At 57.6% G+C, this 16,304-nt stretch carries 15 protein-coding genes; 9 read left to right on the top strand and 6 right to left on the bottom strand.

The features are described 5' to 3' along the window. Positions 1-41 precede the first annotated feature (41 nt). Positions 42-2,078 (top strand): NAD-dependent DNA ligase LigA, encoded by a 2,037-nt coding sequence (gene ligA, locus AC13C0_RS09275; protein ID WP_117616963.1) that lies wholly within the window; start codon positions 42-44, stop codon positions 2,076-2,078. 137 nt (positions 2,079-2,215) lie between these two features. Then, positions 2,216-4,966 carry a hypothetical protein gene (locus AC13C0_RS09270; protein WP_341581888.1) on the top strand — a complete coding sequence of 917 codons (2,751 nt, stop codon included), beginning with the start codon at positions 2,216-2,218 and terminating at the stop codon, positions 4,964-4,966. Between the two features lie 11 nt (positions 4,967-4,977). On the opposite strand, the gene AC13C0_RS09265 is transcribed toward AC13C0_RS09270, so the two are convergent. The 3 genes from AC13C0_RS09265 to AC13C0_RS09255 form a co-directional block, all read right to left on the bottom strand. Next, a complete protein-coding gene (locus tag AC13C0_RS09265; RefSeq protein WP_117616965.1) occupies positions 4,978-5,607 on the bottom strand; it encodes a CBS domain-containing protein in 630 nt (209 codons plus the stop codon). A gap of 72 nt (positions 5,608-5,679) precedes the next feature. Beyond that, positions 5,680-7,569, bottom strand: coding sequence for a bifunctional tRNA (5-methylaminomethyl-2-thiouridine)(34)-methyltransferase MnmC2/FAD-dependent 5-carboxymethylaminomethyl-2-thiouridine(34) oxidoreductase MnmC1 (gene mnmC / locus AC13C0_RS09260; RefSeq protein ID WP_482954304.1), 1,890 nt, complete (start codon positions 7,567-7,569; stop codon positions 5,680-5,682). A 4-nt stretch (positions 7,570-7,573) separates the two neighbouring features. Beyond that, a complete protein-coding gene (locus tag AC13C0_RS09255) occupies positions 7,574-8,194 on the bottom strand; it encodes a peptidylprolyl isomerase (protein WP_117616967.1) in 621 nt (206 codons plus the stop codon). Between the two features lie 220 nt (positions 8,195-8,414). Here AC13C0_RS09255 and AC13C0_RS09250 point away from each other — a divergent pair, with 220 nt between their 5' ends. Beyond that, complete coding sequence (locus AC13C0_RS09250; RefSeq protein WP_482954303.1) at positions 8,415-9,164, top strand: cyclic di-GMP-binding domain-containing protein, MshE-related; 750 nt, start codon at positions 8,415-8,417, stop codon at positions 9,162-9,164. 31 nt (positions 9,165-9,195) lie between these two features. On the opposite strand, the gene AC13C0_RS09245 is transcribed toward AC13C0_RS09250, so the two are convergent. The 3 genes from AC13C0_RS09245 to flgA all read right to left on the bottom strand — a co-directional run bounded on the left by AC13C0_RS09245 (position 9,196) and on the right by flgA (position 10,924). Continuing rightward, the gene (locus AC13C0_RS09245; RefSeq protein ID WP_341581890.1) at positions 9,196-9,666 is read right to left on the bottom strand and encodes a flagella synthesis protein FlgN; all 471 of its coding nucleotides are present in this window, start codon (positions 9,664-9,666) and stop codon (positions 9,196-9,198) included. A 7-nt stretch (positions 9,667-9,673) separates the two neighbouring features. Further along, entirely contained in the window at positions 9,674-10,000 is a 327-nt protein-coding gene (gene flgM / locus AC13C0_RS09240) for a flagellar biosynthesis anti-sigma factor FlgM (protein ID WP_117616970.1), read from the bottom strand. A gap of 222 nt (positions 10,001-10,222) precedes the next feature. Next, positions 10,223-10,924: a flagellar basal body P-ring formation chaperone FlgA gene (gene flgA, locus AC13C0_RS09235; protein WP_205422246.1), complete on the bottom strand. Its 702-nt coding sequence runs from the start codon at positions 10,922-10,924 to the stop codon at positions 10,223-10,225. Between the two features lie 201 nt (positions 10,925-11,125). On the opposite strand from flgA, the gene AC13C0_RS09230 reads away from it, so the two are divergent. The 6 genes from AC13C0_RS09230 (at position 11,126) to AC13C0_RS09205 (ending at position 16,137) form a co-directional block, all read left to right on the top strand. Next, positions 11,126-12,055, top strand: a complete 930-nt coding sequence (locus tag AC13C0_RS09230; RefSeq protein ID WP_117616972.1) for a chemotaxis protein CheV — start codon at positions 11,126-11,128, stop codon at positions 12,053-12,055. Positions 12,056-12,092: 37 nt separating this feature from the next. Further along, positions 12,093-12,920 carry a CheR family methyltransferase gene (locus AC13C0_RS09225; RefSeq protein WP_117616973.1) on the top strand — a complete coding sequence of 276 codons (828 nt, stop codon included), beginning with the start codon at positions 12,093-12,095 and terminating at the stop codon, positions 12,918-12,920. Between the two features lie 3 nt (positions 12,921-12,923). Then, on the top strand, positions 12,924-14,120 hold the full coding sequence (locus AC13C0_RS09220) for an MFS transporter (protein ID WP_482954302.1): 1,197 nt from the start codon (positions 12,924-12,926) through the stop codon (positions 14,118-14,120). Further along, positions 14,120-14,737 carry a flavin reductase family protein gene (locus AC13C0_RS09215; RefSeq protein WP_117616975.1) on the top strand — a complete coding sequence of 206 codons (618 nt, stop codon included), beginning with the start codon at positions 14,120-14,122 and terminating at the stop codon, positions 14,735-14,737. The genes AC13C0_RS09220 and AC13C0_RS09215 overlap by 1 nt, the downstream gene beginning before the upstream one ends. Positions 14,738-14,758: 21 nt before the next feature. Further along, positions 14,759-15,661: a LysR family transcriptional regulator gene (locus AC13C0_RS09210; RefSeq protein WP_482954301.1), complete on the top strand. Its 903-nt coding sequence runs from the start codon at positions 14,759-14,761 to the stop codon at positions 15,659-15,661. Between the two features lie 107 nt (positions 15,662-15,768). After that, the gene (locus AC13C0_RS09205; RefSeq protein ID WP_117616977.1) at positions 15,769-16,137 is read left to right on the top strand and encodes a DUF7352 domain-containing protein; all 369 of its coding nucleotides are present in this window, start codon (positions 15,769-15,771) and stop codon (positions 16,135-16,137) included. Positions 16,138-16,304: the final 167 nt, after the last annotated feature.

Genomic DNA, 16,304 nt, shown 5'->3' with positions numbered 1-16,304 from the left:
TTTGATCCGGGCATTTTTTTGACAGACGAGAGTGCCAGTCCATGAGCAAAGCCACGCCCGAGACCATCCAGCGTGTTGAAGAACTCCGTTCGGTTATCGACGACCACAATTACCATTACTACGTCCTCGACGATCCCCGTATTCCGGATGCGGAGTACGACCGTCTGTTCCGGGAATTGCAGAGGCTGGAATCGGATTACCCGGAGCTGGCATCGGACAATTCACCAACCCGCCGGGTTGGCAGTGCCGTGGAAACCAGTTTCGAGGAAGTGGTTCACCGGTTGCCCATGCTGTCTCTGGACAACGCGTTCAGTGACGATGAACTCCGGGATTTTGACCGGCGCGTGCGGGATCGGCTGGGCGTCAGCGAGGAAGTGGAATACGTCTGTGAGCCCAAGCTGGACGGGCTGGCAGTCAGCCTGCATTACGAAAATGGCTCGCTGACAACCGCCGCAACCCGTGGCGACGGCTATTCCGGTGAAGATATCACCGCCAACATCCGGACCATTCCGTCGGTTCCGCTCAAACTGCGTGGTGACGATGTGCCAGAGCTTGTCGAGGTGCGGGGCGAAGTCTACATGCCCAGGGAGGGCTTTGAGCAGCTCAATCGCCGGCTTGCCGACCGCGGCGAGAAAACCTTTGTAAATCCCCGAAACGCGGCGGCTGGTAGCCTGAGACAGAAAAAATCCACGGTCACCGCCAAGCGTCCTCTGGAAATGTGCGCCTACAGTGTGGCAGTTACGGATGAAAGCCTGCTTCCGGAGACCCAGTGGGATGGTCTTCAGCGGGTCCGCAGCTGGGGGTTCCGGATCAATCCGGAGATGCGCAAGGCGCGGGGTGTGGATGAGTGTCTTGAGGCCTATAACGAACTGATGGCAAAACGGGACACCTTGCCCTACGAAATTGATGGCATTGTGTTCAAGGTCAACCGCCTGGATCAGCAGAAAGCGCTGGGATTTGTGTCCCGGGCGCCGCGCTGGGCCATCGCCCAAAAATTCCCGGCCCAGGAAGAGCTGACCGTCGTTGAGGACGTTGAATTCCAGGTTGGCCGGACCGGCGCGGTAACCCCTGTGGCGCGGCTGAAGCCGGTATTTGTAGGCGGTGTCACAGTGAGCAATGCCACCCTGCATAACATGGACGAAATCCGCCGTCTCGATGTTCACATTGGCGACACCGTGTTTATCCGCAGGGCTGGTGACGTTATTCCTCAAGTGGTCAAGGTCGTTACGGAAAAGAGGCCGGTAAACGCCCGGCAGGTTGAGCTGCCGGCAACGTGTCCGGTTTGTGATTCCGATGTTATCCAGATTGAAGGGGAGGCCGTGGCCCGTTGCTCCGGCGGCCTGTTCTGCCCGGCCCAGCGCAAAGAGGCGATCCGGCACTACGCCTCCCGCAAGGCCCTCGATATCGAAGGGTTAGGGGACAAGTGGATCGATATTCTGGTCGATCGGGGCATGGTTGAGACCGTTGCGGACCTGTATCGCCTGACCGCCGACGATCTGATGCGCCTGGAACGGATGGGCGAGAAATCTGCCTCGAATCTTGTGGATGCCATCGACCGCGCCAGAAACCCAGTACTCTGGCGGTTCCTCTACGCGCTCGGAATCCGGGAGGTCGGAGAGGCTACGGCAAAAGCCCTGGCTTCCCATTTTGGAACCCTGGAAGCCATTGCCGCCGCAGACGAGGAAACCCTGCAAACGGTCCCGGATGTCGGTCCCATTGTGGCGGGGCATATCCGGAGTTTCTTTGATCAGACCCACAACCGGGAGACGCTGGATGCGCTCCGGGAAGCGGGCGTTAACTGGCAGGAAGAACCGATACAACAGGGCGATCAGCCCCTCAAGGGCCAGACCTGGGTGCTGACGGGAACGCTCTCGGAAATGACCCGGGATGAGGCCAGGGAAAGACTGGAGTCCCTTGGCGCCAGGGTGGCCGGAAGCGTATCCAGGAAAACGGCTTGCGTTGTGGCCGGTGAAGCCGCCGGCTCCAAACTGGCCAGGGCCGAGCAACTGGAAGTGCCGGTCCTGGATGAAGCGGGTTTGCTGGCGTTGTTGAAAGAACATGGCCTGGAGCCGGGCTGACTGAATCTGAGAACTCGCGCAGATCCCCTGCAGATCAAATTGGCTACCATGGTGTTGTTCTGTAACGGTGTGTAAATCGCCCGGTGTTTCCATCGGGCGTCGCAGCCATAACAACAACGGTTTAAACGGATTTTTTCATGGGCGCCGATTTTTACTCCCGCATTCATCCCGTCGTTCGCATTGCCATTCTTGGTCTGTTTTTTTGGGGGCTCTCCGCCTGCAAAACCGAGAAAGACGCCGATCAACCCACGGTTCTGGGTGTGCCCCCGGTGTCTGCCTATCTGGGAGTGGAGTATTCCTACAACTTCGGCGCCTACGGGGGAGAGGGTATACTTGATTACTCCCTGACCAACGCGCCTTCCTGGCTGGCCCTGGAAGACATCAGCAACAAGGCCCGGCAGGGTATTATCCTGCGGGGCGTTCCGGGTTTAACGGGGGGCAACCGGGGTGAGGCGGATCTTGGCAAGACCGAAGGCATCAATCTGGTGACAACAGACGGGCAGATGTCAGGCGTTCAGCCCTTTGGGGTTGATGTCAAGTACAACGTGATGTCCCTGGAATCTGAGCCCTTTACCGAAGGTGAAAGCCCTGAAATCCCGGGAAGCAACCGGGAACAGTGTGCCTTGCCGGACCTGGAAACAGAGGGCGAACACAGTTTTACGGTCAACCTGTATAACGATGATGGTTCTGTGTCCGGCACCCGCGAGCTGACTCTGCCAACACGCAGGGTCTTCGTGAAGGTGAATCTGGACCAACCTTCCGTGACCCGGGTTGCAGTTGCCTTTGAGTTACAGTCGGATTACGACGCGACCAGTTGCGATGCCGGCTTTTCGCCCCCGCACCAGAATTGCGAGCAGAGTAATTCCAATGTGGGCGATGCCACTCCGGGCAAGGATATTGTCGGGCTTGGAAGCAACAGCCCCATGCCGCGGGACGAGTCCGGAGAAAATGAGCTCAGCTACATCGACTATGAACTGGATGAAGAGGGTTTCTTTACCCGTGGCGTCATCACGCTCGAGCCCGGCATTACCGAGTGTTATCTTCCCCTGGAGGTTGTTGAAGACAGCTTTCCCGAACCTGCAGAGTCACTCAGGCTGGCATTGACCGAGGTGCGCTCTGGTCTGGCGGGCCTGGGCAGTGGCAACGGCGGCGTGGTTTCCAATCTGTCAATTCAGGACAACGAGCCGGTTCTTTCGATTGAGACCGTCAAAGGTGGCTCCCGGGATACCCTTAATGTTGGCGATGTGCGGGAGTACCTGGCCAGACTCCCGGGTGAGCGTGACCGGGATATCTTCGCCAAACTGACCCACACCGAAGGCTCGACAGCCCGGCTTGGTACCGAATTTGTGATTGAGCGCCTGGAAGACGGTAACTGGGTTGAAAACGATGAACTGGTTTTTCCGAACGGGACGGACGAGGTGCCGTTCCGGATCCGCGTTCCTGCAGCCGGCTATACGAATCCCGCGTTCAGTGACCGGTTCATACTGCTGGGAGTCAACCAGGACTTTCAGGCTGGCAGAGAGGATTATGCCCGGGGTGAAAGCGACAACCTGATCCGGGTCAGTCTCAACGAACTGACAACACCGCTCGCTCTGAATGGGGCTGACGGGTTTGTGGCCACTGATATGGCCGTGGGACACGAGGGCCGAGTGTTTGTTTCCGGTTATGATGGTCAGGACAACGATCGGGTGCAGGTAAGGATTTTTGACCAGCGGGGTAACCTGCTGCAGCAAGTGGCGGTGTCTGCCGCCGGCGATAGCCTGGTGACACCGAATCCTGTGATCAACGTCGTTCAGCGTAAGGTTTCCCAGGGCAACATCAAAGTCGACCGTTTCGAGTTCGTTGTTTCCTACAGTACCGACCAGCCGGTTGCAGGGACAAACGCGCTCGGGGCAGAGGACATCGTGACATCTCTTTACTGGTTTGACGTTGCCAGCAACGGTGGTGAGTATGTCTCGTCCTGGAGCATCCGCACAGGCACCGCTGCAGAAGATCAGGTCCGGTGGGCCGGAATCAGCAGGGACGCCGGTTATGTGTTGCTGGCGGGCGAAACCAATGGCGTTTTCGATGGCCAGCAGGGATCGGGGGGCCGGGACAGTTTCCTCCAGAGGATCGACACCGAGCTTGACGGCAACAGCCAGCTTCCTGCTGTGGCCTGGACCCGCCAGGCCGGATCCGCAGCCGACGACAGTGTTGCCGGGGGCAGCGCCGATTCAGTGATGCCGCTGCTGTTCGGCTCCGCTGCCGGGTCGGTGGAAGGAGCTCCGGTTATCGGAGGTATTGATGCCTTCTTCTACAATACCTTCGGTGCGAACGCTGAACTCAATGTGTACCAGGTTGGCACAGAAGGCGACGAGGTCGTCTCCGGCGGGCTGTTTTTTGCCGGCGCTCTGTGGCTGATCGGCAGCAGTGATGGTCTTTACTCGGTTCTGGAACGGGAAGAAGAGGATCCCGTTCTTGAGAGGGATCCACTGTCCAGCACGGCCGGTTTCCTTCTTGGCTACTCCTCCACCGGCACCCCGGGCAGGGTGTTTTCCCTCAATGATGAGAATGATCAGGCGAACGTGCGGCTTTCGGGGCTTACCGGGTTTGATGGCGACATGGTCGTTGCCGGTTCCACCGATGGCGATTTTGCCAACGATGGTGTTGTTTCCGGCACAACTCAGGGCATTTTGGCCCGGGTATCGCTGGTTCCGGAGGCAGGCAGCGACACCGAAGACACTACCTTCAGGAATAACTGGCGTTACCAGCTTGATGGGGATAACTCGGAAATTCTGGATCTGGAGAATTTCCGGGACGACGAGGTGGTTGCCCTGTCCCGGGTGGGGAGCGACTGGTTCGTGTTGTTGTTCAGCCCTGAAGGCGAACTCCTGACACCGCTGAACTAGCCGGGCAGGAACTAGACGATTCCCTCGTGCCGGCCTGCGTTGGCGTACAGGCGAAGGTAGTCGGTGCTGGTGACTATACCGGCGGCGGCGCCCTTGGCGTTGACGACCAGAGCGGCATTCAGTTGGTGGGCGAGCATCAGCCTCGCAAGCTGATGGGCGTCTGTCTCCGGTGACGCGGTGAGGAAAGCAGGAAGTTCGATATACAGCAGGCTCTCGCTCATGGCATTGGCTTCCTGTTCGCGGAGCCAGCCAAGCAGCCAGCGAAGATCCACAAGGCCTGCAATGTTGTCTCCCGACGTAATCACCAGGTGACTGACCTGGTGCTCGTCCATCACTGATAACGCCTCGGAAATGGTTGCAGTAGCGGGCACCGAATAGAGCGCAGGAGAAGAAATCCTCGATACCGGAAGGTAAGGGCGGTCTTCCCGTTGCTCTCCGGCGGCAGCGCCATATTCCTCAAGGGCTCTGTGCCGGCCTGCATTGGCGGCGAGCTGAAACTCCGAATCTGTTGGTTCACTTCGGCCTGGATTCGTAGCCTGGGTTTCTGCCAGCTCGGTGACATCGCCCACGCGCCGGGCCCGGAATGCTTCCGGTAGCCGGGTTCCGAGCGGCCGGCCGGGTTCGCTGACAAAAATGGACATGTGGTTCTCCCTGACAACACCTTATCATCATCGGTTATCGGCAGTCAGACCGAAATCTCCAGACCAGGTTTATTACGAAATCACCACATCCGTCTGGTACAGGCGTCGGGTTTCCAGGCGCCGCTCGAGCCTTGCCGACAGACACGCGGGCTGCCCCGTCAGTCGGTCGGCCAGGTATTCGGCCAGTAAGGGGGCGTAGGTCAAACCCTTGCTGCCAAGGCCTGTCAACAAAAACAGGTCCTCAAGTTCATCGTCCTGTCCATTAAAAACCGGGCCGGCCACAGGCTGATAATCGTGGGTTGTGCAGCGAAAGGCTACCCGGCCATCCAGGTTGGAGGTGTCCAGTTTTTCAGCATCTTTTCGCTTCAGAACGGCCGGCAACATCGCCGTGAGTTCACGGATATTTTCCTGATGGCTCTCGCTCGTGGTTAAAGGGTTTGCATCATGCAGATCAAAGGTGGCTCCGGTTACTGCGATTTGCCCCAAGGCAGGGTTCATATACCGGTTGCCACAAATGACCACCCGCGGATTCCGGAGGCCAGTCTTCGGCAGGTGTGTTACCTGGCCCCGGATGCTTTTAAGTCGGAATCTCCCCTCGACCGGAATGAGTCCGGCACTGAGGTGTCCGGCGCAGATCACTACGCGGTCGGCAACGATGGTCGTTCCGTCGGCACCCGAGATGTGCCATTTCCCACTGCAGGGCAGCAACCGGTCTACATTGACACCCCACGCGTGGGTTATCATCGGATGGTCGGCCAGCGCCTGGCACAGCCTCTTTGGCTCGAGCCAGCCATTGCCGGGGAACCAGAGGCCTCCAGATTCCGTAGGCACACCGGAAAGCTCGCTGGCTTGCTCTCTGTTCACCGGATACAGAACCTCCCGTGGGTAGAGATTGCGCCGTAGGAACCGATGCTGCCGGTCTGCTTCCTGGGCTGTCTGAGCGAGCTGGAGCAGGCCAGTCGGATGCCAGTATTCTCCGCGCCAGGTTTCGTAGAACCGCTGGGCAAAGGTCAGCGCCTGCAATGCCAGTTCGGTCTGATCATTGAACTCGACACCAAGCTTCACGTACATGGCGCCCTGAACATTGCCCGAGGCTTCGGTGCCGGGTCCGTTGGCGGAATCAAACAGGGTAACCGGGACCCCCCGTTCGGCCAGGTTTCTTGCCAGGGTGCACCCCGCAATACCCGCTCCGATGATTGCAATGGAACCGGGCCGGTTTACTTCGGTTTGTCCGTCTGCCGGTAACACGCCCCGGAGCATATCCCGCTTGCGGCCAAAGCCGGGCGTCTTCCGCACGTCGAATCCGGCCGCTGCCAGGGCGCGCCGAACCCTGCCAACGGAGGTAAAGGTCGCCAGGGTGGTGCCGGGCTTGCTGTGGGCGCGGACCTGGTCGATCGTCTCGTCCAGCCACATGGATGGATTGCGGGCAGGGGCAAAGCCGTCCATGAACCAGGCGTCGGCAAGAAAATCGAGAGATTGCCAGGCGTCGGCGATATCGCCGAAACAGAGGGTGAGGCGGACCCGCCCCTGTGCCAGTACCAGGCGGTGGACGCCCCGGACCAGTGGCGGGTATTTTCGAATGAGCTCCCGAGCCAGGGGGTGCAACTCCGGCCACAGTGCCAGCGCGCGGGTGAGATCCTCCCGGATCAGGGGGAATCGCTCAACGGATACAAAGTGGAGGGTTGCCTGATGCGCCGGGCCGTGGTTTTGCCAGGCCTGCCACGCTGCCAGAAAATTCAGGCCGGTCCCGAACCCGTTCTCCGCGATAACAAAGTGGCTGCCCTGGGCGACACTGGCAAACCGCTCCGGCAAATTGTTGTGCCGAAGAAACACATGGCGCGTTTCCTCCAGCCCGTTGTCACGGTTGAAGTAGACATCACCAAACCGGACAGACTCTGGCACACCCTCGCGCCAGGCCAGCTCTGCGGGCTCGATTCCGGGAGGCAGCATTGGTGAGCGCATGGTGTCAGTCAGCAGTATCCAGCACGGTTACCTTCTTAATGATCACGGCTTCAACCGGAACATCGGCCATGCCCCGCTTCCGGGTCGTCTGCTTGCGGGCGATAGCATCAACGGCACCCATGCCCTCGGTCACCTTGCCGAAGACGGCATAGCCAGGGCCACGGACGCCGGCATTGAGGAAATCGTTGTCTGACAGATTGATGAAGAACTGTGAGGTGGCGGAATCCGGAGAGCTGGTCCGGGCCATGGCAATGGTTCCACGGAGGTTGGGAAGTGTGGATCTGGCTTCGTTCTTGATGGGGGCGCGGGTCGGTTTGCGGGAGAGGTCATCGGTAAACCCGCCACCTTGGATCATGAAGCCGGGAATGACCCGATGAAAGATGGTGTCGTCGAAGAATCCGGCCCGTGCGTACTCCAGAAAGTTGGCAACGGTTGCAGGGGCAACATCCGGGCGGAGCTGCAGTTCAAGGGCACCTTCACTGGTCACCATCCGGACTTTCGGAAGCGGTTCATCGGCTGGTTGGCCACTGCTCTGGGCCAGAGCAGTGCCAGCGGGCAAAAGCAAAGAGAGAAGTATCAACAGTACGGGAGTCACACTTTTCAAGGGTTTTACCAGATTTGTCATTTTCGGCCGCTCTCTGTGTTATTCGCAGGGGCTTTTCCTGCGACAATTCAGTGAATTCTGTTTTCCGGTGCGTGATCTTAGCAGAACGTGATTGTAAAACGGGGACTGTATCCACGCACATTTGATTGTGATCAGCTAACCTTTTCGGATGCAGGAATGAGTGCATCACATTCGCCGGGCAGGGTTGTACGGTTTTCACTGTTGAATAAGGAGAAACTGGGTGAGAATCCGCCAGGGATTTGAAGAAAAGTCACGCCTTGGGCGATTACTTGTCAATCGCGGGTATCTGTCTGAAGGCCAGCTGGATGAAGGCCTGAGAATTCAGCGCGAAACCGGCCAACGCCTCGGTGAAGTGCTCATTCAGGCCGGTTGGATCACGGATAAGGAACTTCACCGGGTTCTCAAGCACCAGTCCCGCTATCGTAACGCGGCGGCCCTGGTGACCATGGTTACGCTTCCGTTCCAGCCGCTGGTGACGTTTGCGGCCAGTAACAGTGCAGATACCTCCCAGTCGGCGTTGGAAGCCGGCGAACTCTATGAGAGAGGGAATCTTGCGCCGCTGACCGAGACCGAGCTGGCGGCCGTATCGGGGCAGGGTGATCCGACCCTGCTAGACCGGATCGGACTGGTCGGGGCGATGGCAGAGAATCCGGCCGGTGGCGACAGCCAGGGAGGAAGCCCGGCGGCTGACGTTATTGAGGGGATGAAACTGACGGCAAATATCTTCGTGCCGGTTCTGAACTTCCTGGATTCAGACCTTACCATTTCCGGCGTTCACTACCGGGAGGATGAGCCCCGTTACGCGGTTCGGGAAGACGGGGCGCTGATGCTGGCCTTTCCGGAACGTATTGAAGAAATCCGCATGGACAATATCCGTGTTACCGGAGGCCAGGGCGCGTCAATGGGCAACGTGACCATTCAGGATATCCGGTTCCACCCGGACTCCCGGATGACCATTTACACCCGATAGAAACGGTTATGGGCCAAGGCCAGCGCGGTTTTCAGGCGCTTGCGAGCACTGTCCGGCTTGAAACTGTCGTGTGCTCACCACGTGCTCCGTAGAGCTTCTGCTGGCTATTGGCGCCCCGGAAAATGTCGGCCAGCCGGGTCAGGCGTTTTTGCAGATGGGTGATCACCCGACCGTTGTTCTGGTTCAGGGTCTGACAGGCTCGCAGTTTCTGGTCCGCTTCCTGCCAGAGCTGATAAAGCTCAGAAAGGCCCGCACTGCGAATAAAGCGGGAGGGCTCTCCGCTCTCGGGGCGATAGCCCATCTGAACCAGCGTCCGGATTTTCTGCTTTGCCCGCTCACGAATGGCCCCGAGAAGATCGTTTTTCTCTCTGGTCAATTCGTTCAGAGCCTGGAGATCGGAGGTGGCAAGGCAGGTTTTTTCCCTGCCGAGAATGTCAGCGAGTGTGTCCAGCTGGCTGACATCCTGGGATAGAAGAGCCTTCAGATCATCGATTGCTGCCATGATTTACTCACCCGAAAATGCTTTCATCCATCTCAAGCATTTTCTGGGCCAGTTTTTCGGCGTCAATTTTGTAGGTCCCGTTTTCGAGAGCGGAACGGATCTGCTCAATACGGTCATCATCCATCTCAGGATAATCACCCAGCTTCTGTTCCAGCTGTTTGAGATTCCTGGCCTGACTGCTCAGGCTCACGTTTTCACCCCGGGCTCCCCGGGTCTGAGTTTTTGCCTGCTCGTTGGTCGCCGGCTGGCTGCTCTGAGCGCCAGCGCCCTTGTCGGCCGTGGTTCTCTGGGTGTTGACCTGGCCGGGGCCAATTCCATTGAAGTCAACTGACATATCGATACCTGCTTGCCTGATGCGCACACGTTTGCGGCGCTTACTCGAGTTTATGTCTTCTTAACGGCGGAACCGCAGAAACCTTTAGAAACTTTTTGCCTTCCGGATTAACATATTTTTACCCGGTAAATTTTTTCACCCCCAACCACTACTGCTCCCGCTACTACTGTCACCGGGCCTGGCAGAATCTTGCCGTGCCGGCAAAGTGCTGCCGAAGCGCGGCTACATCTGGATCTCAACACGGCCGGGGGCAACAACGTTCGCCTTTACCGTACGTGAGGAGCTCAGATTCTCGACCAGAACTTGCTCTCCTATGCCTGCGTTGGCCAGAGCCTTACCTCGGGAACGCACTGAAAATCCGCCGGTTTTCGCAGTAATGATAACATGATCCCCACGCTCTACCGCATCCGGCGCAGAGAGTATATCCGGAGTGATCAAAGAGCCGGCATTTATGGATCGCCGAACCTCCATTCCGACCGCTTGTGCGGTCTCGGTTATCGCTCCGCGCCTTGAGGCATTGATCTCCACGGACTGATGCGTCACCAGATCCGGGGTAATCCGCTCACCGCGAGTCAGGGGGCGGGTTGCAATCAGGGCGGGCCCACGGATTGAGATGGAGGCCGTAACGAACATTCGCCAGGGGCGGCTTCCCTCACAGGCTACCAGCAGGGACGGGCTTGTACTCTTCCAGGGGTCGCCGCTGAACCCGACACTCAGGGGGCGTTCGCACCCGGCGAGGGTGAGGCGGCTATCGATGGACCCTGGTTCAAAGGAAACCGTATAGCCCGCACTGGCCTGTTCGTTGGCAAAGTCGTCCAGAAACGCCAGGGTGGCCTGCCGGATCTGTTTGGCAGTGGTTTGGGCCAGCAATGGGCCGCTCAGGCTGGACATTAGCAGGAGTAGGGCAAAATTGGTGATGCGCATACGTATGAGTTTGTCCTATGCTTGTCAATATCAGGGCAGAAAAACCCGAACAATGCTAAGGGTTCCGGGAAAATGGCCGTTAAGTTGGCTGACCCGCCGCTGAGATGACGGTTTCCCGTCGATCAGGCGATTATTCGGCGATATATTCAGTGAACAGCAAGATATATGCCGGCGGAAAGCCGGCCAGCCAGGAGAAACAAAATGGCAGGGGTATTGGACAGCGTAAACCAGCGCACGCAGCTGGTAGGGCAGAATCGCCTTGAGCTCCTTCTTTTCCGCTTGAGAGGGCGTCAGATTTACGGCATTAACGTTTTCAAGGTGAAGGAGGTTTTGCAATGTCCCAGGCTGTCATCTATTCCCAACAGCCGGAACGTCGTCAGGGGGGTCGCCCATATCCGGGGCGAAACCATTCCGATTATTGATCTGAGCATGTCCATTGGATTGCCCGGAATTCCACAGGAAGAGCTGGCGACCAGTTTTGTCATCATTACCGAGTACAACCGTAAAACCCAGGGCTTCCTCGTTACTGGTGTCGACCGGATCATGAACATGAACTGGGAAGATATTCTGCCACCGCCCAGGGGTGCCGGAAGGGATGTTTACCTTACCGCTGTCACCAAGATCGATGATAAGCTGGTAGAAATCATTGATGTAGAGAAGATTCTTGCAGAAGTTTCTCCGCTCGGTGAGGATGTTACCGAAGCCGTGCTGAGCAAGAGTGCCGATCGGGTGCCCGGCCACCTGCCCGTCCTGGTGGTGGATGATTCGTCCGTGGCCCGTCGCCAGATAGAGCGTTGCCTGACGGCTATCGGAATGGAAGTCGTCACCAGGAATGACGGCAAACAGGCTTATCAATACCTGAAGGAAGTGACTGCCGACGGTTCGCGGGCAAAGGATCATTTCTCCCTGATCATTTCCGACGTTGAAATGCCAGAGATGGACGGCTATACGCTGGTGACGAAGCTTAAGGGTGATCCGGCCCTCGCCGACATGTTTATCATGCTGCACACCTCTCTCAGTGGGGTCTTTAATCAGGCCATGGTCAAGAAGGTCGGTGCCGACGACTTCATGGCAAAGTTCAGTCCGGACGAACTCGCCGAGCGGGTAATGGAAATCATCGACCAGGGTTGATGAAGCTGCTCAGAGATTCACTCAGAACAGAGATCCAATGAAAGCGGATATAACGCCACAGGAATATGAAGCCTTCAAGTCGTTCCTGCAGGATGCCTGTGGGATTTTGCTGGGAGAGAACAAGCAGTACCTGGTGAAAAGCCGGTTACGCCGGATTCTCGAGGAGAACAGCCTGAACTCGCTCGGTGAGCTCCTTGATCGTCTCAAGCGGCCAGGCCGGGGTGGTTTGCGTGAAGTTGTTATTGACGCCATGACCACCAATGAAACCCTGTGGTTCCGTGATAACCATCCGTTCCGGATCCTTCAGGAGAAACTGCTTCCCGAATTTGCCGAGCGCAATTCCAGCCAGCCGCTTCGAATCTGGTCTGCCGCTTGTTCAACCGGGCAGGAACCTTACTCGATTGCGATGATTGTGGAGGAGTTCCGAAGGCTCCGGCCAGGCAAATTGCGTGATGTAAGAATCACCGCAACGGATATTTCCAAAAGCGTGCTTGAGGTTGCCCGTAAGGGCGAATACGAGATGATCGCCATTGGTCGCGGGTTATCACCGGAGCGGCAGAAGCAGTTCTTTACGCCGTCCCTGAACGGTGGCTGGCAAATCAAGCCGCAGATCAAGACCATGGTAGAGTTCAAGGAGCTGAACCTGCTGGAGCGATACATGCTCGGCAAATTCGATATTGTGATGTGTCGCAACGTTCTGATTTATTTCTCAGCGGAATCAAAGAAAGACATCCTGACCAGGATGCATGCCACCCTTAATCCGGGAGGTTATCTGGTTCTTGGTGCCTCTGAATCTCTTAACGGTTTGCCCCACCTTTACGAGATGGTCCAGTGCCACCCCGGAATTATCTACAGGAAAAAATAAACCATGCCCATGAATGTCTGGGTGCTGGTTGCGGCTCAGGCGCTGGCGATGTGCACAGCGCCCTTCATTGTTTTCATTGGCAGCATCCAGGGCCGTATGCTTGCACCCGCAGCGGAATACGCCACACTTCCTGTCGGTCTTGTTGTCGTCGGGACAGTACTGGCCATCAAGCCTGCCACCTGGCTGATGGAACGATTCGGCCGCAAGCGGGTGATGCTGCTGGGCGCAACCATGGGGATGCTGGCCGGATTGCTCGGTGCACTGGCATCCTGGCTCGGATTGTTTTCGCTTTTGTGCCTGGCGACGGTTGTTGGTGGCACCGGATTGGCGGTAGTTCATCAATACCGTTTCGCAGCCATGGAGTCTGTGCCTCCGGGGCTGGCAGGTTCTGCCGCAGCCCGGGTGCTGCTTGGCGGGTTGGTTGCTGCCTGGCTAGGGCCCGAAGTCGCCGCTATTGGCAGTGGGTCGGCTGAGCAGTATCCGTTTCTGATCAGTTGGGTTGGTCTGACGGTTGTGCAGAGCGCGGCCTTGCTTATACTGGGCGCCGGTTACCGGGCAAAAGGTGAACTGGTACGGGAAACACATCCTGGCGGTGGCCGCCCTTTGCGTGAGATTCTTTCCAATCCACTGGTATGGGCCTCGATCAGCGCTGCTGCTATTGGTTATGCGGTGATGAGCTTCATCATGACGGCCACACCGCTGAGCATGACCGAGATGGCCGGGCATAATCTCAACGACGCCAAGCGTGTTATCCAGCTCCATATCATGGCCATGTACTTTCCCTCGCTCATCAGCGGCTGGCTGACCCGTGTTGTGAGTATACCTCTGATGATGGCGGCAGGGCTTCTCGCTTATCTGGGTTGCATCGTGCTCGCTGCCAGCGGCATCAGTTTCCATCATTATCTTGGGGCCCTGTTGTTGCTGGGTGTGGGCTGGAACTTCCTCTTTGTAGGTGGCACAACGCTACTTCCCAGGGGGTACCAGGATGCAGAGCGTTTCAGGGTTCAGGGGTTGAACGACATCATGGTGTTCGGTTCCCAGGCCACTGCTGCACTCTCTGCCGGTGCCATCCTGAGCTGGCTGGGCTGGGGCGGGCTTGTTATGGTCGCCCTGCCATTTCTTATCCTCCACGGAATCCTTATGACCCTGTGGCTCATCCGTGAGCGTACACCTGAAGCCGCGGTTAACGGGAGAAACTGATGCTTATCGATTTCGAGGGGATGGACCCGAAAGACGCCTATCACATCCTGACCCAGACCGTGATTCCACGCCCCGTCGCCTGGGTGTTGAGTGAGAACCCGGATGGTGATTACAATCTTGCGCCATTTTCCTTTTTTACGCCCATCACCAGCAATCCGCCGTTGCTGATGATTTCGGTCGGCAAAAAACCCACGGATAGGGCCTCAAAGGATACCCGGGTCAATATTGAAAAACGAAAGCATTTCGTGGTTCATATTGCCCACCGGGAGCTTGCGGCGGCAGTAACCGAGTCATCCAGAACCTTGCCCCATGGCGACTCCGAGCTGAACAATCTCGACCTCGAGTTGACGGACTTCGATGGGAGCAGGCTGCCGCGCCTCAAGGACTGCCACGTCGCTTTTGCCTGTGAGCTGTATGACATCAAGGAAATCGGTGCCGGCCCGCAATCGCTGGTGTTCGGCAAGGTAAATCGGGTGTGGGTAAGCGACGATGCGGTCCGTTACGACGACAAGAGCCGGCTCACGTTTGACGGTTCTGCAATTGATCCGCTTGGTCGCCTTGGCGGCAGCGAATACGTCACCTTCGGTGAAGTACTGAAGGTTCCGAGGCCTTCCTGAATTCTGGCGAGGGGCGTCGCAATGGGACAGCTTAATCTAAGGCATCTCTATTATTTCTGGGTGATCAGTCGCGAGGGCTCCATTGCCCGGGCCAGCGAGGTTCTGGAGCTGGCGCCACAGACCCTTAGCGGTCAGCTTGCGACGTTCGAAGCCTCCGTTGGTGGCCGTTTGTTTTCACGGGAACGGCGACAACTGATTCTGACTGATCTGGGGCGATTAATCCTTGGTTATGCCGATGACATTTTTGCGCTTACCGGCGAGCTCACTGAAACCCTGCGGCTCGATCCTTCCGAGCGCCCCCTCACGCTTCGTGCCGGCATTTCCGCATCGATTCACAAGCTGATTGCCTATTATCTCCTGCAACCGGCGATGGCTGTTGAGCGGTCGATTCAACTGGAATGCCAGACAGGGCGCACTGAGGACCTGGTCCTTAGTCTCAAGCGCAAGGAGCTTGATCTGGTCCTTACAGACCGCATGCCAAAGCTTCAGGAGGAGGGCAATCTCACCGTCCATCCGTTGGCGGGCTCAAGCATGAGCCTGTTTGCGGCGCCGGCATTGGCGGGCCGGTTAAAAGACGGGTTCCCGGAATCCCTCAATGGTCAGCCGCTGCTGGCCAACGCCACCGATGCACCTTACTTCGAACGTCTCATGAACTGGTTTAGCCTCAATGGCGTGCGGATGAGGCTTGTTGCGCAGGTAGACGACAGCGCATTGATCAAAGTATTCGGAAGCCAGGGCTATGGCGTATTTGCGGCACCGACAGTCATTCGGGAGGAGGTCTGCCGACAGTATGAGGTTGAGGAAATCGCCTCAATTGATGACGTCGTGGATGAGCTTTTCGCAATTACCCGTGGCCGAAAAATTGCGCATGAGGGTGTTAGAGCTATCTGTGAGGCCCACTCCGACTTCCAGGGCCTGAAATGACCTCGAAAAAAGCGATGCAAAAACCTCAGGAAAGTTTATTTTATCGATCTCTGTTCCCGTCCACTATGAAATTGTGAAAGGCAGCAACCCGAAGAGGAGTAGCAGCTATGAAAACCATCCACAAATTCCGTCTGGAACCGGGCAAGGAGCCGACCACTCTCTCACTCCGGGAAGGTTATCGGGTGGTGCGCAGCGAGTACATCGTGCCCCACAAGGCCGTCTACCTCTGGGTGGAGCAGCCCTTGAATGTCACCACTCCGACCCTGGAACGGCGATTCCGCGTCGTGTACTCCGGTGAGCCTGTGCCGGATAGGTTTGAGTATGTCGACACTGCGCTGGATCCGTTTGGTCCCGAGGCATACCACGTGTTTGCGGTTCCGGCCGACGAGGATTCGGCAACATTCAGTCCTACGGGTGAAGGGGCAAGCAACGATGCCTTCACCAGGCGTAACTGGCAACCCACAGCGATCTCTTGACGATACCTGGGCTCCTTTCGGAGCCCTTTTTTAGTGCGCCCGGCATGGGCGCACTCCTGGAGGTGCAAGTCCTCCCGTAAGCTGGCCACAGCGAACGAAGTGAAGCGCAACTGCGGAAGGGCGACCAACTGTGGAGAGGAAGCGTGGAGCGTAAACCGTGAGCCGAT

Source organism: Marinobacter sp. B-21, from assembly GCF_056857895.1.
The sequence above is the reverse complement of the archived record's forward strand: the minus strand, read 5'-3'. Positions and strand labels throughout refer to the sequence as shown.

Coding starts and splice junctions, on each gene's coding strand:
- ligA (WP_117616963.1), top strand. CDS start 42: ATGAGCAAAGCCACGCCCGAGACCATCCAGCGTGTTGAAGAACTCCGT.
- AC13C0_RS09270 (WP_341581888.1), top strand. CDS start 2,216: ATGGGCGCCGATTTTTACTCCCGCATTCATCCCGTCGTTCGCATTGCC.
- AC13C0_RS09265 (WP_117616965.1), bottom strand. CDS start 5,607: ATGTCCATTTTTGTCAGCGAACCCGGCCGGCCGCTCGGAACCCGGCTA.
- mnmC (WP_482954304.1), bottom strand. CDS start 7,569: ATGCGCTCACCAATGCTGCCTCCCGGAATCGAGCCCGCAGAGCTGGCC.
- AC13C0_RS09255 (WP_117616967.1), bottom strand. CDS start 8,194: ATGACAAATCTGGTAAAACCCTTGAAAAGTGTGACTCCCGTACTGTTG.
- AC13C0_RS09245 (WP_341581890.1), bottom strand. CDS start 9,666: ATGGCAGCAATCGATGATCTGAAGGCTCTTCTATCCCAGGATGTCAGC.
- flgM (WP_117616970.1), bottom strand. CDS start 10,000: ATGTCAGTTGACTTCAATGGAATTGGCCCCGGCCAGGTCAACACCCAG.
- flgA (WP_205422246.1), bottom strand. CDS start 10,924: ATGCGCATCACCAATTTTGCCCTACTCCTGCTAATGTCCAGCCTGAGC.
- AC13C0_RS09230 (WP_117616972.1), top strand. CDS start 11,126: ATGGCAGGGGTATTGGACAGCGTAAACCAGCGCACGCAGCTGGTAGGG.
- AC13C0_RS09225 (WP_117616973.1), top strand. CDS start 12,093: ATGAAAGCGGATATAACGCCACAGGAATATGAAGCCTTCAAGTCGTTC.
- AC13C0_RS09220 (WP_482954302.1), top strand. CDS start 12,924: ATGCCCATGAATGTCTGGGTGCTGGTTGCGGCTCAGGCGCTGGCGATG.
- AC13C0_RS09215 (WP_117616975.1), top strand. CDS start 14,120: ATGCTTATCGATTTCGAGGGGATGGACCCGAAAGACGCCTATCACATC.
- AC13C0_RS09210 (WP_482954301.1), top strand. CDS start 14,759: ATGGGACAGCTTAATCTAAGGCATCTCTATTATTTCTGGGTGATCAGT.
- AC13C0_RS09205 (WP_117616977.1), top strand. CDS start 15,769: ATGAAAACCATCCACAAATTCCGTCTGGAACCGGGCAAGGAGCCGACC.